We start from the raw sequence: 15140 nt of genomic DNA on the forward strand, positions 1-15140 counted from the left end.
AAAAACCAAAAAAGCCAGCCAAATCAATAATTTTTAACTTTTTGCCAAAAAAATTCTTTTCTTCGCCAATTTTAAGCTTTCTGCTAAATCTAATCATCACAAACTCTCCCGGTCAAAATCCGACGCCATAAAATTGCGAAAAGGGGGTTTTTGGTTTAAGACTAATTTATGTTAAAATATAGCCGCTTGGGAAGTCGGATGATTGCCCCGCCTTTGGCGGGAAGGAAAGTCCAGACAGCACAAAGCAAGGGACGGAGCGTAAGCTCCGACGCGTAAGCGCTGGTCTTCCGCTTTGCGGAAGCGGATTTTGAATTGACAGAATCCGAGAGCAACAGAGACGAGTCCGCCAATTGGCGGGGTGAAACGGGCAATCCCACCTGCTGTAACTTCCGACTGAGCCGATAAAGACCCAGACTTTGGGGAGGCTCGAAGAACGAAGGCACCGCGCCGAAAGGCGGGCAAGACGAGCCATCATCGCCTTGAGATAGATGATCATCTAAAACAGAATCTGGCTTACGGACTTCCCAAGCAATTTTATTTTTTTTCTGCGGTTACTTCCTGAAGAATCACCTGAAGTATTACCACCGTCGGCACAGCCAAAAGAGCCCCAAAAATTCCGGCCAGTTTGCCGCCGATCATTAAGGCTAAAAGGGTCACAATCGGCGAAAGGCCAACCGCTTTTCTCATCACGGTCGGCACGATTAAGTTTCCTTCCGATTGATGAATAATAAAATACAAAGCCACGACCGCCAAAGCCAGGGCCGGCGAGGTGACTAAAGCGACCAAAACGGCCGGAATACCTGATAAAATCGGTCCAGCAAAAGGAACAATTTCTAAAATTCCGGCGGTAATAGCCAAAGGAAGTGCATAATCAATCCCCAAAGCCACTAAACCGATATAGGTCACCAAACCGATAAGAAACATGAGAAGCAGCTGCCCCCGAACCCAAGACCCTAACCTTTCCTCGATTTTACCCAGAAGTAGGACTAATTTTTTGCCCGAATCTTGGCCTAAAAAACTGACAAAGGTTTTTTCCAGATCCTCCCTTTCCAAAAGCAAATAAAAGGTAAAGATAAGAAACGTTACAAGGGTAAAGATATTGGAAAATAAACCCACGGTCACGCGAAGAATGTCCCCGCTCACCGGAGTTAACTGTTGTGTCATGAACTCAAAATTTAAGGGCAAAAAGGTAAGGATTCTACTGGCCAACTCCGGAATCTTTTCCCAAAACCGCAGGGTTTGATTGATTAAAAGCGGAAAAATAGCCCCGCCTAAAGCTCCAAGAGAAATAAGAAAAGTAAGATAAATGACTAAAATAGACAAGAGACGTGGCACGCCTATTTTTTCCAGTTTTTGGACCAAAGGACGAAGAGCCGACATTAAAATAAAGGCTAAAAATAAGATTAAAATAATATCGATAATTTGCCACAAAAACCAAAGCAGGAGCAACAATACGGCGGTAAAAAGAATCGTTTTATAGGAAATCTCAATTCTTGTCGGCATAACAACTATGCATTATACCATGAGCTAATCGTTTTTTCTATTTGTCTACTAAAGTTCGGGCAAGTTATGGCAAACCATTTAATTCTTTTTTCTTTTTTAAGCCATGTTAACTGTCTTCTCGCATACCCATGTTCGGCCAATTGCCATTTAATAATGACTTCCTTTTTCGTCATTTCTCCGGCAAAATACGGCTGCCATTCACGATAACCAAGCGTTGTCCCCAAGACAGAATTTGTCCATGACAAACCCCGTTTTAGAAGATCTCTGATTTCCCTTTCTAATCCTTGCTTTTCTCTGGCAATCACTCGCCGATCAATTTGCGCGTAGAGAAATTTATGGGGAGCCGTTAAGCCGATAAGTAAAGAGTCTAACTTTTGAGGTTTATTATTTAATTTTATGGGTTTTTTGTGCCTAGCTATTTCCAAAGCCCTTATCAAGCGTCTTGGGTTTTTTTTATCTGACTCATTCATCGTTTCCCATTTTCCCGGGTTAATTTTTTTTAACCTGTCCTGTAAAGTTTTTAAGCTTACTTTTTCTAAGCGCTGACGAAATTCCCAGTCGGGACCGATGCCTAAAGTGCCAAGACCGTCTAAAAATGACTTGATGTATAATCCTCCCCCGCCAACTAAAATCGGCAGCTTCCCTCTTTTAAGAATATCCTCTCTGACTAAATGGGCACACCTTATATAGTCAGCCACCGTAAATTGACAATCGGGTCTAACCACGTCTAATAACCAAATTGCTCCTCCCATTGCCGTTTTCCAAAAGCCTAATTTTTTATCGTTATACTTAATACTTGATCCTTGATACTGGCTACCTTGCGGCAGGTCTTTTCCTGTACCGATATCCATCCCCTGATAAACTTGTCTGGAATCGGCCGAAATGATTTCACCGTTAAATTTTTTGGCTAATTCTAGGGCCAGTTTGGTTTTACCCGTTGCCGTCGGTCCGCAAATAACTAAAATTTTATCCATAACCATTGTTTAAATCTCTTTAAATCTTTTAAAATCAAAAAACATAGGCGTTTCCATAAATTGGCAAAATAGGTTATATTAAATAAAATCATACTGACGATAATAATGGCATCATAACTTCGGCGAATAAAATATTCATCGTCAAGCATGAGCCACATCCCAAACTCATCAAAAGTCAAAGCTAAACCGATGCCGAAGAAAGCCGCCAGTTTAATTTTCCAGGCCTGAACATAATGATATGGCAAAACCATGACCGAATAACCGATAACACTGTTTAAAAGTATCCCCCAGGCAAAATGATGAATATGAACTCCCCTAACGTTTCTGGTGATTGACTCCGGTACCAAACCCAAAAGCGATAGATAAACCCAGGTTCTGGCTAAAATAAAAGTTATTAAAAAGAAAAAGAAAATAACAAAAGGCACGCCTTCTTTTTGTTTTTTGACAAATTTTTCATAAAGAAAATATGGTGGTTTAAAAATATTATTTTCCATCTTTCTTCTATATGATATACTAAAATCCAAAGGAGAAAGCAAGATGATCACCAAAAATCAAATTTACCGCTGTAACGTTTGTGGCAATATCGTCACTGTTTTATACGCCGGTGGCGGACAATTAGTTTGCTGCGGGCAGCCAATGGAACTCCTTCAGGAAAAAACCCAAGATGAAGGAGCGGAGAAACATGTTCCCGTGGTGGAGAAAACCGCTAATGGGATTAAGGTCAAAATCGGTTCCGTCCCGCATCCGATGGAAGAAAATCATTACATTCTCTGGATCGAGGTTATCGCTGATGGCGAAACGTTGCGCCATTTCTTAAAACCGGGCGATGGGCCGGAAGCGGAATTTTATCTAAAGGCGGAAAAAATAACGGTCAGAGACTATTGTAATATTCACGGGCTTTGGCAAGCCTAATTTAGATGTTAATTAATTTGTCTAAAATTCGGAAACGCCGCTTTTTTTCTTGATGCGAAACATCATCTTTAAATTTAAAAGCCGCCGTTTGCGGACGGGGTGAATACATCGCTATATAGGCTTTAACAAAGCCAACTTTCTTGCATAATTTAAAAGTATTCAAAAATTGCTCCTCTGTTTCACCAGGAAATCCCACAATAATATCAGTACCGATTTGCATCTTGGGAATTTGTTTTTTGATTTTTTTGACTAAATTTAAATAATCAGAAGTCTTATAATGACGATTCATCATCTTCAAAATTTCATCATCTCCGGACTGCACGGGTAAATGCAAGTAGCGGTCTATTTTGGGAAGTTTTAAGGCTTCAATAATTTCGTCGGTCAGATCCCAAGGATTAGAAGTCATAAAGGAAATTTTCTCTAAACCGGATAAATCATTTAAAGTACGCAATAAATTGGCAAAAGTTGCTTTTGTATTTTGAAGGTCTCGACCATAAGCATTAACATTTTGACCGAGAAGCATTATTTCTTTATTTCCCCGCCTTGTTAATTCTTCGACTTCACAAATAATTTCTTCCAATGGTTTTGAAATTTCTCGGCCGCGGCTGTAAGGAACGACGCAATAAGTACAAAAATTATTACAACCCTCCATGATGGAAACAAAAGCAGACGTTTTTGAATTGTGAATTGTGAATTGAGAATTGTGAATTAGATCGGAGATTTTGATAAACTCATCAACCCCTGGCAGTTTCTTTTTTAAAGAAGTTATGCCGTGATAGAGCATGCAACCCGTAAGAATGATTTTTTGCTTCTTTTTCTTTTTTTTAATGAGATTATTTACTAATCCCAAAACCCGATGTTCGGCCGATTCACGAACCGAACAGGTATTAATCACAATTTCATCTGCTCCATCAATAGACTCCGCTTTTTGCCAACCACGAGATTCATATCCGGCGGCTATTCTTTCCGAATCGGCCTCGTTCATCTGACAACCGAAAGTCTTAATAAAATATTTCATAAGGTTAACTTGAGGCGGAAGAATATTGCCCCAGGGCAAAATGCCAAAGTTTTAAACTTAAAATAAAAAGAAAAATACCGATTAAAAAAGCCACCAAAATTCCCCAACCCGACAAAAGACCCATTAGGGCTTTAGCCGGAAAAGCCATCATAATCCCGACCGGCAAAATATAGGTTATCAAGAAACGTAAAGGTTCCTTATAAACATCAATGGGAATCATGGCCATTCTCGTTACGTCACGATAGAGCATAATCGAATTATCTATTTCCGTCGTTAAGATCCCCAAAGCTAAAACCGCAATATGAAAAGCGGCGGCAATTAAAAAAGCGTTGGCAATTAAAAGAAGATAAAAAATTACTCCCCATAACGTGATCCCGCCGATTTTACCGGCTAAATAAATCGTGGCAAAAGCAAAAGGGACAAACATTAAAAGATCGACAACGTCGGCACCACCGGCTAAAACCCGAAACAAAGGATTAATGGGTTTGGCTAAAACCAAATCAAAATTGCCGGAAACAACCAAGGGTCTAAAACGATAAACCTCTCGGAAAAGAAGTTGAACGCCAGTATCGATTAAATTATAAGTTAAGACAAAAAGGGCGGCCTGATATAAATTATAACCGGCCAAAACTTTTGTTTTGGAAAGTAAAAAGAGCAAAAAAACAAAGAAGAAGGTGAAGCGCAGGGCCTTGCCTACAAAAAAAAGACCGAAACTGAAACGTGAGGTTAACATCGTCATAAAAGAATAGGCCGTTAATTTTAACCAAACACGTAAATATCTTTTAAGATTTTTCATCTTTTATCTTCCTTCGGCTCCATAAACTTTAAGTCCCGCCCTCCATGTTTTATTAACAATAATAAACCAAATCCCTAACCAGGCAAAACCAAGACTAAAACCGAAGACAATTTGGATGAAATTTACCTGGCCTAAATAGATTTTTAAGGGAAAATAAAGAAGATACGGGAAAGGAGTCAGTTGAAGAAAATTAAATAAAGGCTTTGGCAACATGTCCAGAGGAAAAATTGTGCCGGCAAAAAATTCCAGGAAAATAGAAAAAACAAATCTCGGACCCCAAACGCCGGACCATGATTCCGGCGTCCAAAAGGCAATCAGTCCTAAAAACAAATTAATGAAAAAATAAAGAATGGTTGAAAGCATTAAAGATAAAATAAAAGTCATCAACAACAAGAGATTGGTCTGTAAGAAAAACGGCGGCTTAACGATCAAGAAAAATAAGGTTAGTTCTATACTGACAAAAAAAATATTTAAAAGCTTGTCGGCAAGGTCGCGGGAAAACCAATAAACCAAAAAATTCAAGGGCTTAAGAAGATAATTGGTTAAATTTCCCTGATTTATTTCCGAACCCACATCAATTGTCCGTGATGAAAAAATAAGCGATCGAACAAAAGCAACCCCGATAATATAAGTTAAAATCGTCCTTTGTTGCCAGCCGAAAAGACTCGTTTGACCGCCAAAAATGGCCAACCAAAAAAAATAAATGGTAATAAAACCGATAAAACTTCGAAGTCTCCAAACTAAAAAATTAAGCCGGTACATTGCGTATTCAGCCCAAGTATTTTTGATCGTTAACCAGTATTTTTTCATAAAAAGATTATTTATGAGAGAAGACCTGACGAATAATATCTTCAATGGCCGGTTCTTCGATTAAAAGATCGGCGACGGGAAAGTCCCGTAAGAGTTCCGAAGCCGCCAAGGAAATGACTCCCCGAGGAACGGAAATCAGAGCTTTAGGATATTCATATTTTTTTATTTCTCCGATTTTTTGCAGTTTTTTCGCATCAATATCGTGACTGAAGATAACTGACAAAAGTTTATAGCCGGCATATTTTTCGACTAATTTCTGCAAATTCCCATCATAGATAAGCTTTCCTTTATCAATAATGACAACTCTTTCGGCTAATTCTTGAACATCCCCCATATAATGGCTGGTTAAAATAATGGTCGCTTTGTAAAGCCGGTTATAGTCAGCTAAAAAATCACGAATCTTTTTTTGAGAAATAACATCCAAACCAATCGTCGGTTCATCTAAAAATAAAACTTTGGGCGAATGGAGAAGGGCCGCAACTAATTCGCATTTCATGCGTTCACCCAAAGATAATCTTCTGGTGGGGACTTTTAATAAATCTTTAATCTCTAAAAGTCTGGTTAAATCAGTCAAGGTCTTTTCAAATTGGGCATCGGGAATTTGGTAAATTTCTTTATTTAAAAGAAAGGTTTCCATTGGCGGTAAATCCCACCAGAGTTGATTTTTTTGACCCATAACCAGGCTGATGTTTTTTAAAAATTCCGTCTGGCGCTCATAAGGGGTAAAACCGGCCACTGAAACTTCACCGCTGGTAGGGTATAAAAGTCCTGATAAGACTTTTAAAGTCGTTGTTTTGCCGGCTCCGTTTGGACCGATAAAACCCACTAATTCTCCCTCTTTAATCGAAAAGGAAAGATCGTCAACGGCTTTAACGTCTAAAGACTGACGGTTAAGCAAAGATTTAAAAGAACCTAAAAGACCGGCCTCTTTTTGCCAGACCTGATAATTTTTTTTAAGATGAGAAACGGCAATCATCATAAATTTCTAATTTCTAATTGGTCTCATTATACCAAAAAGAGAAGCTCCCATTCAGGGAAACCTCTCTTTAATTATCAATTAACTAAATCTTACCTGACAACTTTTTTTAAGGCTTTGCCGGCGGTAAAACCAGGAGTTTTTCTGGCCGGAATATCAATCGCCGCTCCAGTTTGGGGATTTCGTCCCTTTCTGGCGGCTCGAGAACGAACGGAAAAAGTCCCGAATCCGGTGATAACGACTTTCTCGCCTTTCTTTAAAGTATCAGCCACTCCACCAAAAACGGCGGCGACGGCTTCTCTGGCTGCTTTATTGGTAAGATTAACTTTCTTGGCGACGTGTTCGATTAAATCAGCTTTAGTCATGAAGATTCACCTCCTTTAGGCAGATAAATTTGGTTTTAGGCTGTAGTTAAAGCCTTCCGCCAACAATGTAGAGGATTCTTCGCGTCTTGTCAAGGAGTATTAAATATAACAAACTAGATAGAGCATCCCGTCGCCAAATTCTCATAGATTACGTTTCTTATTTGGCTGTTTCGGTAATGCGCAATTCGCGGATAACGGTGACTTTGACTTGCCCCGGATAGGTTAATTTCTTTTCAATCTCGTCTTTAATCTTTTGCGCTAAAACCGTGGCCGCCGCGTCGTCTAAAACGCCGGGGTCAACAATAACCCTAATTTCCCGACCGGCCTGAAAAGCATAAGCTTCCTTAACTCCCTCTTTTGTTTTCGCAATCGCTTCAAGATCGGTTAATCTTTTCAAATACTCTTCGTAATCTTCGTACCTGGCCCCCGGTCTGGCGCCGGAAATGGCATCGGCAATATAAACAATCATTGATTCGATACTCGAAAAAGGCTTATCCTCGTGATGCTCTTCAACACAGGCGATGACAGCTTCGGGCATACCGTTCTTCTTCAAAAGATCAACGGCCAAACTAACATGAGTGCCCTCTTCTTCGGTAATCACCTTACCAATATCATGCAGTAAACAACCAAGCCTGACAATATTAATATTGGCGCCCACTTCTTGAGCCAAAGCCACGCCGATTTTCGTTTCTTCCAAGGTGTGGGCGATCATATTTTGACCGTAAGAAAAACGGTATTTAAACCGTCCTAAAAGAGCAAGTTTATCGGCCGGAAGATTATAGACGCCGACATTATGAGCGAGTTTCTCGCCTTCCGTAAACATGATTTTTTCAAGATCTTGTTTAACCCGAGTTACCAATTCCTCAATTCTCCCCGGCTGAATTCGGCCGTCAGCCATCAGTTTTTCTAAAGCGACTTTGGCCACCTCTCTTCTGATCGGATCAAATGAAGAAAGTCTGATCACGCCTTCCTCGTCTAAATCAACATCAACCCCGGTCGCAACCTCAAACGCCCTGATGTTTCTGCCTTCCTTACCGATGATTCTGCCTTTAAGCTCTTCATCGCCAAGTTTAACCGTGGAAACGGTGTATTCGGCAACGTAATCTGTGGCTCCATGTCGCATCGCCTCCACGAGAATTTCCCGGGCTTTATTGTCAGCTTCTTCTTTAGCCTTGGCTTCGGCTTCCTTAATCCTCTTGGCAATATCTTCCTTAAGTCTTTCTTCTAAAGCCGCTAAAATAAGATTTTTGGCTTCTTCCCTGGTCAGACCGGCCGCCCGTTCCAATTTCGCAACCTGGTCCTGTTTAACCTTATCAATCTCTCCTAAGCGGCTTTTCAGCTCTTCGTCTTTACTGACTAAATATTTTTCTTTTTCTTCTAAAGCCCCCATTTTCCTGGCCATCTCGGCTTCTTGATTCCGCAGTTTATTGGCTTCTTCCTGGGCCTCTCGGCGAATTTTTAAAGCCTCTTCGCGGGCTTCGGTGATAATTTCCTGGGCGCGGTTTTGGGTAACCGGTGAAACCTGTGGCGTCTGTGGTAGAGGCTCGATCTTTTTCTTTTTGGGTTTTAAAAAAATCTCTTTAAGATTATCTAAAAATGACATACTTTACCTTTCTTGATAAATGTTAGAGGAGAGAGACCCACCAAATTAAGGTGGTTTTAAACGCTAGTTGTAAGTTTAATATGAAGTTTATGGGTTAAAATATTCATATTTAACGCTTAAATCTCTGCTTTCTCACATTTATCAATTGTTAACTTAAGTTATCTTACTCTTTTTCTTTAATTTCGTCAATTACTTTTTCAATGGTTTCCCAGGCAAAACCACGACGCAAAAGATAAGCGCTAAGTTTTTTCCTGATTTCTTCTTGAGGATAATTTTCCCAAACCTTTATCTTTTTACTAACCGCTTTTTTTGCTAAATCATCTTCTTTAAATAGGTGTTTCATGTTTTGTGTTTCATGTTCTATGATTTCCCGAGAGATCCCTTTTTGCCGAAGTTCCATCTCAAGAACTTTTCTGCCTTTTGGCCGAAAAGCAGCGCGCTGCTCAATCCACCATTTGGCAAATTCTTTGTCGTTGACAAAACCCAAATGTTTTAATTTGGCCCAAACCATTTTTTTGGTTTTTTCACCGACTGCCTGACGATGGAAATAATCTTCCAGTTCTTTTTCCGAACGGGGGCGGAAAGAAAGAAATTTTAAAACCCGCTCATAGACTTTGATAAACTCATTTTCTTTAATTAATCTATCGATTTCTGGCAAGGATAAATGATCGTCGATTTTTAAACCCGCCTTAATTAAGGATTCGGCCGAAAGACTAAAAGCGTATTGACCATCAAGAAAAATGTTAAAGCGTTTTTGTCCGCCGTAGCTTCGATAGAGGCGGGTTTGATGACGGATATCGGTTATCTGTGGCATGAAAAATTATTCGGCTTCTTCGCCACCGATCTCTTTGGGAATCGGTTTCCCGCTTTTAACCTGTTTCCAGATTGCCTCTAAAATTTCTTTGGCAATTTTGGGAGATTCTTTTAAGAAAATTCTTGTGGCTTCTTTGCCCTGGCCCAACATGTGTTGACCGAATTTTATGAAAGCCCCGCTTTTTTGGAGAATACCAAATTCAAGCCCGACATCTAAAAGATTCCCCTCATAAGAAATACCGTCATTTAAAATATCGAATTCGGCGGTTCTAAAAGGCGGCGCCACTTTATTTTTAACGACTTTCACCCGGTGACGACTGCCAATTGCCCGGTCGCCGTCTTTTAAAGTTTCAATTTTCCGACTGTCAAGCCGGACAGAAGAATAGAATTTTAAAGCCAAACCACCGGGAGTTGTTTCCGGATTACCGAACATAATTCCGATTTTTTGACGCAACTGATTGGTGAAAATGGCAATTGTTTTTGATTTGGAAATAACACCCGTTAATTTACGTAAAGCCTGAGACATGAGTCTTGCCTGAACGCCGATGATGGAATCACCCATTTCTCCTTCAATCTCGGCCCGGGGTACCAGGGCGGCGACGGAATCAATAACGACGACATCCACTCCGCCGCTTCTTATCAAAGTTTCGGCAATTTCTAAGGCCTGTTCACCCGTATCCGGTTGAGAAATTAAAAGATTATCCAGGTCAACACCGATTATTTTTGCCCAACCCGGATCTAAAGCATGTTCGGCATCAATAAAAGCCGCCGTGCCGCCGTTTTTTTGGGCTTGCGCAATCGTCGCTAAGGCCAGCGTTGTTTTCCCGGAAGCTTCAGGCCCGAAGATTTCGATAATCCGACCTCTGGGAAGTCCGCCAACGCCTAGGGCAATGTCTAAAGCCAACGCGCCGGTGGAAACAACATCGGTCGGGGTTTTGGCAGCTGTTTCACCTAAACGCATGATCGAACCCTTACCGTATTGTTTTTCGATCTGCTCCATGGCCAGTTTAATGGCCGTCAGTTTCTCGTCTTCTGCCATCGTGCTTTTCTTTTATCACAATTATTGTTAAAATACAAGCATTATCGGGGAGTGGCGTAATGGTAGCGCGCTAGGCTGGGGGTCTAGCAGCCGGAGTTCGATTCTCCGCTCCCCGACACTTTGACTCACAAAGCTTTGCTGTAAGACAAAAATTGGAAGGAGATTGGGCGAAAAAATTAGTCGCCCCAAAATACCACGCGGCCAAAATTTTATTAACAGAAGAAATCTGACTCCACTATATTACTTTAAAGCAATATAGTAAATAATCAATAATATTTTAATTTCTTTACTGAAATGTTTTTATCTCTTCGGAGACTGTTTTTTGGCTCTTGATTTACCGGCAAAACCGGCTTTTATTCTTTGCTTTTTCCGAGGATCACGTTTAAGAAGTCCGGCTTTTTTAAGAAGCGGCCGATATTTTTCTTTGTCAATTTTCTCAATGGCTCTGGCGATACCGTGAATAACGGCGCCCAATTGCCCTGTCATCCCGCCGCCCTCAACCTTGACCGTGACCTCAAATCTGCCCAGATTGTCCGTCAACTGAAACGGTTGAAGATAGGCAAATTTAGCTATCTCGCCGGAAAAATACTCAGGCGCCGGCCGGTTATTAATCGTAATTTCCCCTTTGCCGCCAACCGTAAGCCTGACTCTGGCGGTTGATTCTTTACGTCGGCCAATCGCCTGATAAAAAGAGATCTTGCTCGGCGCAACTTTGCTGGTCGTTTTTACTTCTTTGGTTATTTCTTCTTTTTTCTTTCTTGGCATATATTAACTTTTAAATTTATCTTTATATGGGTGTTCGCTTTCCTGGTAAACATAAAGTCGGGTCAACATTCTGTCTCTTAATTTGTTTTGCGGCAACATTCCCTTAACGGCTTCATAAATAATTTTTTCCGGCATAACTTGACGCATTTCTCCCAAACTCCGGTTTCTTAAGCCTCCCGGATAACCGGAATAACGATAATAGAGTTTTTGCTTTTCTTTTTGGCCGGTAACTTTAATCTGTTTAGCATTAACAACGACAACATAATCGCCACAGTCAAGATAACGAACGAAGTAGGGTTTGTTTTTCCCCATTAAAAGCGCCGCAATTTTTGTGACCAACCGACCCAGGATTTGATCCTGGGCATCAATTAAATGCCAAGCTTGTTTAATTTCACTCTGACTGGTAGCTTTAATCATTTCTGAATTTTCTCCTTTTTCCCTGTCGCTTTTTTAGGTTTAGCCACGGCTTTTTTGACCACGGCTGGCTTTTCCAAAACTTCTGTTTTTAAATCTTCTACCCATTGGATTAAAACCATAGCCGCGTCGTCGCCGCTTCGTTCTCCAAGACGCAAAATCCGCGTATAGCCGCTTTTTCTTGAAGATAATTTCGGCAAAATTTCCGTGGTTAATTTATTAACGGCTTCTTTTTGCGGAATTATCTTTAAAACTTCTCTTTTGCCGGCCACCGTCCCTTTTTTAAGTTTGTTAACCAATTTATCAATAAGCCCGGAAATCGCTTTGGCTCTTGACCTGGTTGTTTTGATTTGGCCAAAAAGAACCAACGAATAAATTAAATTACGCCAAAGATGAAATTCCTGTGCTTTTTTCATAAAGTCAACAAGTTAAACAGATAAGGCCACGCCTTTTTCTCTTAATTTTTCTTCAACGGTCGTAATCGATTTACCTCCCAAATTCTTAATTTTCATCAGTTCTTTTTTTGGCGTACCCAAAAGCTGTCCGACGGTTTCGATCCCCCCGTTTTTAAAGGCATTGCTGATTCTCGTCGGTAAATCTAACTCTTCAATCGTCATTTTAAGAATCTCATCGGAAACGGCCGGGGTCACGGCCACTCCTTCTGTCGGTACGGCTTTGGGTTCATAAATTTGTAAGAAATAAGAAACCAATATTTTGGCCGTGCTTCTGACCGCTGACAAAGGATCAATGGTTTTATCGGTCCAAACTTCTAAAATGAGCTTATCAAGATTAGTCATGCGGCCGACACGCGTCGCTTCGACTTTATAATTGACCCGCAAAACAGGACTGAAGGTTGCATCGAGAGGAATAATCCCCACGGCCCCGGTTTTTTGTTCTTCGGCAGGCAGAAAACCAAAACCGGGTTCAACAGTCATTTCCGCTTCAATTTTACTTTTACTGTCAGCGAGTGTGCCTAAATAAAGATCTTTATTGGCAACTTCAAGACCCGACGTCAGCTTTAAATCACCGGCGGTAATTTTACCAGGACCGCGAGCCGATAAAGTCACTTTAACCAATTCATTTTTTGACAGCTTAAATCTTATCTTTTTGACGTTTAAAATAAACTCGACCACGTCCTCTGATAAACCGGGAATCGTCGAAAATTGATGCTTGACCCCTTCGATCTTAATTGTCGTCACCGCCGCTCCGGGCAAGGACGAAAGCAAAATCCGACGCAGAGCATTGCCTAAGGTATGGCCAAAACCCTGATCTAAAGGTTCGATGATAAACTTACCATAGTCATCCCGTTCTTCTTGAGCCTTGATCTTAAAATTTGGTTCAAACATAAAAAGCTCCTTTCATTTTTATCTTGAATAAGATTCGACTATTTGTTGTTCGTCAATTTCCGTTTCAATATTGTCTCTTTTGGGAATATTTAAAACTTTACCCACCGGTCCTTTTCGTGTCAACCAGGAAGGCAAATTGGGATTTTTATCTTCTAAAAGTTTCGTAATAACCGGAATTTTCAACGCCTTATCAGAAAGAGTGATAATATCATCTTTTTTGACCGCATAGGACGGAATATTAACTTTACGACCGTTAACCTGAATATGCCCGTGTGAAACCAGTTGTCTGGCTGCCGCCCTGGTCGGAACTAAATTTAAACGGTAAACAACATTGTCAAGCCTGGTTTCTAGCGCCTGGAGCAAAGACTCCCCGGTGCTGGCTTTCTTCTTTCGGGCTATGGTAAAATAACGTCTGAATTGTTTCTCTAAAAGACCATAAATTCTTTTCGCTTTTTGTTTTTCCCGAAGTTGCAGACCAAATTCCGATGGTTTTCTTCTTTTTCTTTGTTGACCATGAATTCCCGGAGCAATATTAATACGGCGCAGCAAGGAAGCATGAGCCTTACTGCCTACGGTTTTTAAGCCAAGGTCTTGTCCTTCGCGCCTAGCCAGTCTATTTTTTGGACCCGTATATCTTCCCATTTAATTAGACTCTCCTTTTTTTCTTCGGCCTGACACCGTTATGAGGAATCGGTGTCACGTCGGCAATTAAACTGATCTGTAAACCGACCGATTTTAAAGCCCGTAGGGCGGCATCTCTACCGGCTCCCGGACCTTTGATATAAACCTCAACTTCACGAATACCAGCAATCTGAGCTTTTCGCGCTACTAATTCAACGGCCGTGGTCGCGGCATAGGGTGTCGATTTCCGGGCTCCCTTAAAACCCGAGGCCCCAGATGATCCCCAACAAACGGTATTACCGGAGTCGTCGGTCATCGTCACCAGGGTATTATTAAAGGTCGCGGTAACATAAACACGACCCCTGGAACCAACTTGTTTGATTTTTTTTATAGCCATTTATTTACTTACCTCTTTTGTTGCTGAACCTGTAGGCGCGGAACTTGTCCTGGCTGCCATTTCTTTCTTAATCGCCCCAATCGTCACTCTTTTGCCCCGCTTTGTCCGGGCATTACTTCTGGTCCGTTGTCCACGAACCGGTAAATTCCGACTGTGACGCACGCCTCTATAGGCACCAATTTCTCTTAATCTTTTAAGATTTTCCTGTATCTCCCGACGTAAATCGCCTTCAATTTTGTAGGTATCAACAACTTTTTGCAAACGACTGATCTCTTCTTCCGTCAATTCATGAGTCCTTTTGGCGGGTTCGACTTTGGCCGAAGCCAAAATAGGCCCGACATTTGACCAGCCGATTCCATAAATTTTGGTTAAGCTGTAATCAATTCTTTTTTTATCTGGTAAATCAATACCGGCAATTCTTGCCATCTTTATCCTTGTCTTTGTTTATGTTTAGGATTATCGCAAGTTACGTAAAGCCGCCCCTTACGTTTAACCACGCGACATTTTTGACATCTTTTTTTAATTGAGGCTGCGACTTTCATAATTATTTAAAACGATAAATGATTCTTCCTTTATTTTCGTCATAGGGTGTCATTTCGACTTTAACCCTATCACCCGGCATAATTCTAATATAATTAATCCTCATTTTTCCGGCTAAATAGCATAAAATAATCTTGCCGTCTCCAAGTTTGACCCGAAACAAAGTATTAGGTAAGGCTTCGGTGACTTCCCCCTCAACCTCGATTTTTTGTTGATCTGCCATACTTTTTTTAAAGACAGTGTATTTT

General features: G+C 40.9%; 21 protein-coding genes and 1 tRNA gene. 2 read left to right on the forward strand and 20 right to left on the reverse strand.

Going from position 1 to position 15140, the window contains the following annotated elements; translation table 11 throughout:
• Positions 1 to 534 precede the first annotated feature (534 nt).
• The 3 genes from M1575_02285 to M1575_02295 are packed head-to-tail and all read right to left on the reverse strand — an operon-like array spanning position 535 to position 2971.
• Positions 535 to 1503, reverse strand: a complete 969-nt coding sequence (locus M1575_02285) for an AI-2E family transporter (GenBank protein MCL5095531.1) — start codon at positions 1501 to 1503, stop codon at positions 535 to 537.
• Between the two features lie 5 nt (positions 1504 to 1508).
• Positions 1509 to 2477, reverse strand: coding sequence for a tRNA (adenosine(37)-N6)-dimethylallyltransferase MiaA (locus M1575_02290; protein MCL5095532.1), 969 nt, complete (start codon positions 2475 to 2477; stop codon positions 1509 to 1511).
• Positions 2462 to 2971, reverse strand: a complete 510-nt coding sequence (locus tag M1575_02295; GenBank protein ID MCL5095533.1) for a hypothetical protein — start codon at positions 2969 to 2971, stop codon at positions 2462 to 2464. The genes M1575_02290 and M1575_02295 overlap by 16 nt, the downstream gene beginning before the upstream one ends.
• A gap of 43 nt (positions 2972 to 3014) precedes the next feature.
• Between M1575_02295 and M1575_02300 the strand changes: the two genes are divergently transcribed.
• Positions 3015 to 3389, forward strand: a complete 375-nt coding sequence (locus tag M1575_02300) for a desulfoferrodoxin (protein MCL5095534.1) — start codon at positions 3015 to 3017, stop codon at positions 3387 to 3389.
• Position 3390: 1 nt separating this feature from the next.
• Here M1575_02300 and M1575_02305 read toward each other — a convergent pair whose 3' ends face one another.
• From M1575_02305 to recA, 8 genes are all read right to left on the reverse strand, one after another.
• Positions 3391 to 4407 carry a MiaB/RimO family radical SAM methylthiotransferase gene (locus M1575_02305; GenBank protein MCL5095535.1) on the reverse strand — a complete coding sequence of 339 codons (1017 nt, stop codon included), beginning with the start codon at positions 4405 to 4407 and terminating at the stop codon, positions 3391 to 3393.
• 4 nt (positions 4408 to 4411) lie between these two features.
• A complete protein-coding gene (locus M1575_02310) occupies positions 4412 to 5203 on the reverse strand; it encodes an ABC-2 family transporter protein (GenBank protein MCL5095536.1) in 792 nt (263 codons plus the stop codon).
• Positions 5204 to 5206: 3 nt separating this feature from the next.
• Positions 5207 to 6013 (reverse strand): ABC-2 family transporter protein, encoded by an 807-nt coding sequence (locus M1575_02315; GenBank protein MCL5095537.1) that lies wholly within the window; start codon positions 6011 to 6013, stop codon positions 5207 to 5209.
• 7 nt (positions 6014 to 6020) lie between these two features.
• Entirely contained in the window at positions 6021 to 6992 is a 972-nt protein-coding gene (locus M1575_02320) for an ABC transporter ATP-binding protein (GenBank protein MCL5095538.1), read from the reverse strand.
• Between the two features lie 89 nt (positions 6993 to 7081).
• Positions 7082 to 7354, reverse strand: coding sequence for an HU family DNA-binding protein (locus M1575_02325; protein ID MCL5095539.1), 273 nt, complete (start codon positions 7352 to 7354; stop codon positions 7082 to 7084).
• 157 nt (positions 7355 to 7511) lie between these two features.
• Positions 7512 to 8957: a ribonuclease Y gene (gene rny, locus M1575_02330; GenBank protein MCL5095540.1), complete on the reverse strand. Its 1446-nt coding sequence runs from the start codon at positions 8955 to 8957 to the stop codon at positions 7512 to 7514.
• A gap of 163 nt (positions 8958 to 9120) precedes the next feature.
• Positions 9121 to 9771 carry a RecX family transcriptional regulator gene (locus M1575_02335; protein MCL5095541.1) on the reverse strand — a complete coding sequence of 217 codons (651 nt, stop codon included), beginning with the start codon at positions 9769 to 9771 and terminating at the stop codon, positions 9121 to 9123.
• Between the two features lie 6 nt (positions 9772 to 9777).
• Positions 9778 to 10809, reverse strand: coding sequence for a recombinase RecA (gene recA / locus M1575_02340; GenBank protein MCL5095542.1), 1032 nt, complete (start codon positions 10807 to 10809; stop codon positions 9778 to 9780).
• Positions 10810 to 10854: 45 nt separating this feature from the next.
• Between recA and M1575_02345 the strand changes: the two genes are divergently transcribed.
• A tRNA-Pro gene (locus tag M1575_02345) sits at positions 10855 to 10925 on the forward strand.
• Between the two features lie 184 nt (positions 10926 to 11109).
• Here M1575_02345 and rpsI read toward each other — a convergent pair.
• Genes rpsI through infA form a run of 9 tightly spaced genes read right to left on the reverse strand, consistent with a single transcriptional unit; the run spans position 11110 to position 15115 of the window.
• Positions 11110 to 11574, reverse strand: coding sequence for a 30S ribosomal protein S9 (rpsI, locus tag M1575_02350; protein MCL5095543.1), 465 nt, complete (start codon positions 11572 to 11574; stop codon positions 11110 to 11112).
• Between the two features lie 3 nt (positions 11575 to 11577).
• On the reverse strand, positions 11578 to 11991 hold the full coding sequence (gene rplM / locus M1575_02355; GenBank protein MCL5095544.1) for a 50S ribosomal protein L13: 414 nt from the start codon (positions 11989 to 11991) through the stop codon (positions 11578 to 11580).
• Positions 11988 to 12404, reverse strand: coding sequence for a 50S ribosomal protein L17 (rplQ, locus tag M1575_02360; GenBank protein ID MCL5095545.1), 417 nt, complete (start codon positions 12402 to 12404; stop codon positions 11988 to 11990). Before rplQ ends, rplM begins: the two co-directional genes overlap by 4 nt.
• Before the next feature lie 12 nt (positions 12405 to 12416).
• Positions 12417 to 13334 (reverse strand): DNA-directed RNA polymerase subunit alpha, encoded by a 918-nt coding sequence (locus tag M1575_02365; protein MCL5095546.1) that lies wholly within the window; start codon positions 13332 to 13334, stop codon positions 12417 to 12419.
• Positions 13335 to 13352: 18 nt separating this feature from the next.
• Positions 13353 to 13976, reverse strand: coding sequence for a 30S ribosomal protein S4 (rpsD, locus tag M1575_02370; protein MCL5095547.1), 624 nt, complete (start codon positions 13974 to 13976; stop codon positions 13353 to 13355).
• Between the two features lie 4 nt (positions 13977 to 13980).
• A complete protein-coding gene (gene rpsK, locus M1575_02375; protein MCL5095548.1) occupies positions 13981 to 14352 on the reverse strand; it encodes a 30S ribosomal protein S11 in 372 nt (123 codons plus the stop codon).
• The gene (rpsM, locus tag M1575_02380; protein MCL5095549.1) at positions 14353 to 14778 is read right to left on the reverse strand and encodes a 30S ribosomal protein S13; all 426 of its coding nucleotides are present in this window, start codon (positions 14776 to 14778) and stop codon (positions 14353 to 14355) included.
• A 2-nt stretch (positions 14779 to 14780) separates the two neighbouring features.
• The gene (rpmJ, locus tag M1575_02385) at positions 14781 to 14894 is read right to left on the reverse strand and encodes a 50S ribosomal protein L36 (protein ID MCL5095550.1); all 114 of its coding nucleotides are present in this window, start codon (positions 14892 to 14894) and stop codon (positions 14781 to 14783) included.
• A gap of 2 nt (positions 14895 to 14896) precedes the next feature.
• Positions 14897 to 15115 (reverse strand): translation initiation factor IF-1, encoded by a 219-nt coding sequence (infA, locus tag M1575_02390; protein ID MCL5095551.1) that lies wholly within the window; start codon positions 15113 to 15115, stop codon positions 14897 to 14899.
• Positions 15116 to 15140: the final 25 nt, after the last annotated feature.

The sequence above is a fragment of the Patescibacteria group bacterium genome, from assembly GCA_023473585.1.
Classification (GTDB): domain Bacteria; phylum Patescibacteriota; class Microgenomatia; order JAMCYU01; family JAMCYU01; genus JAMCYU01.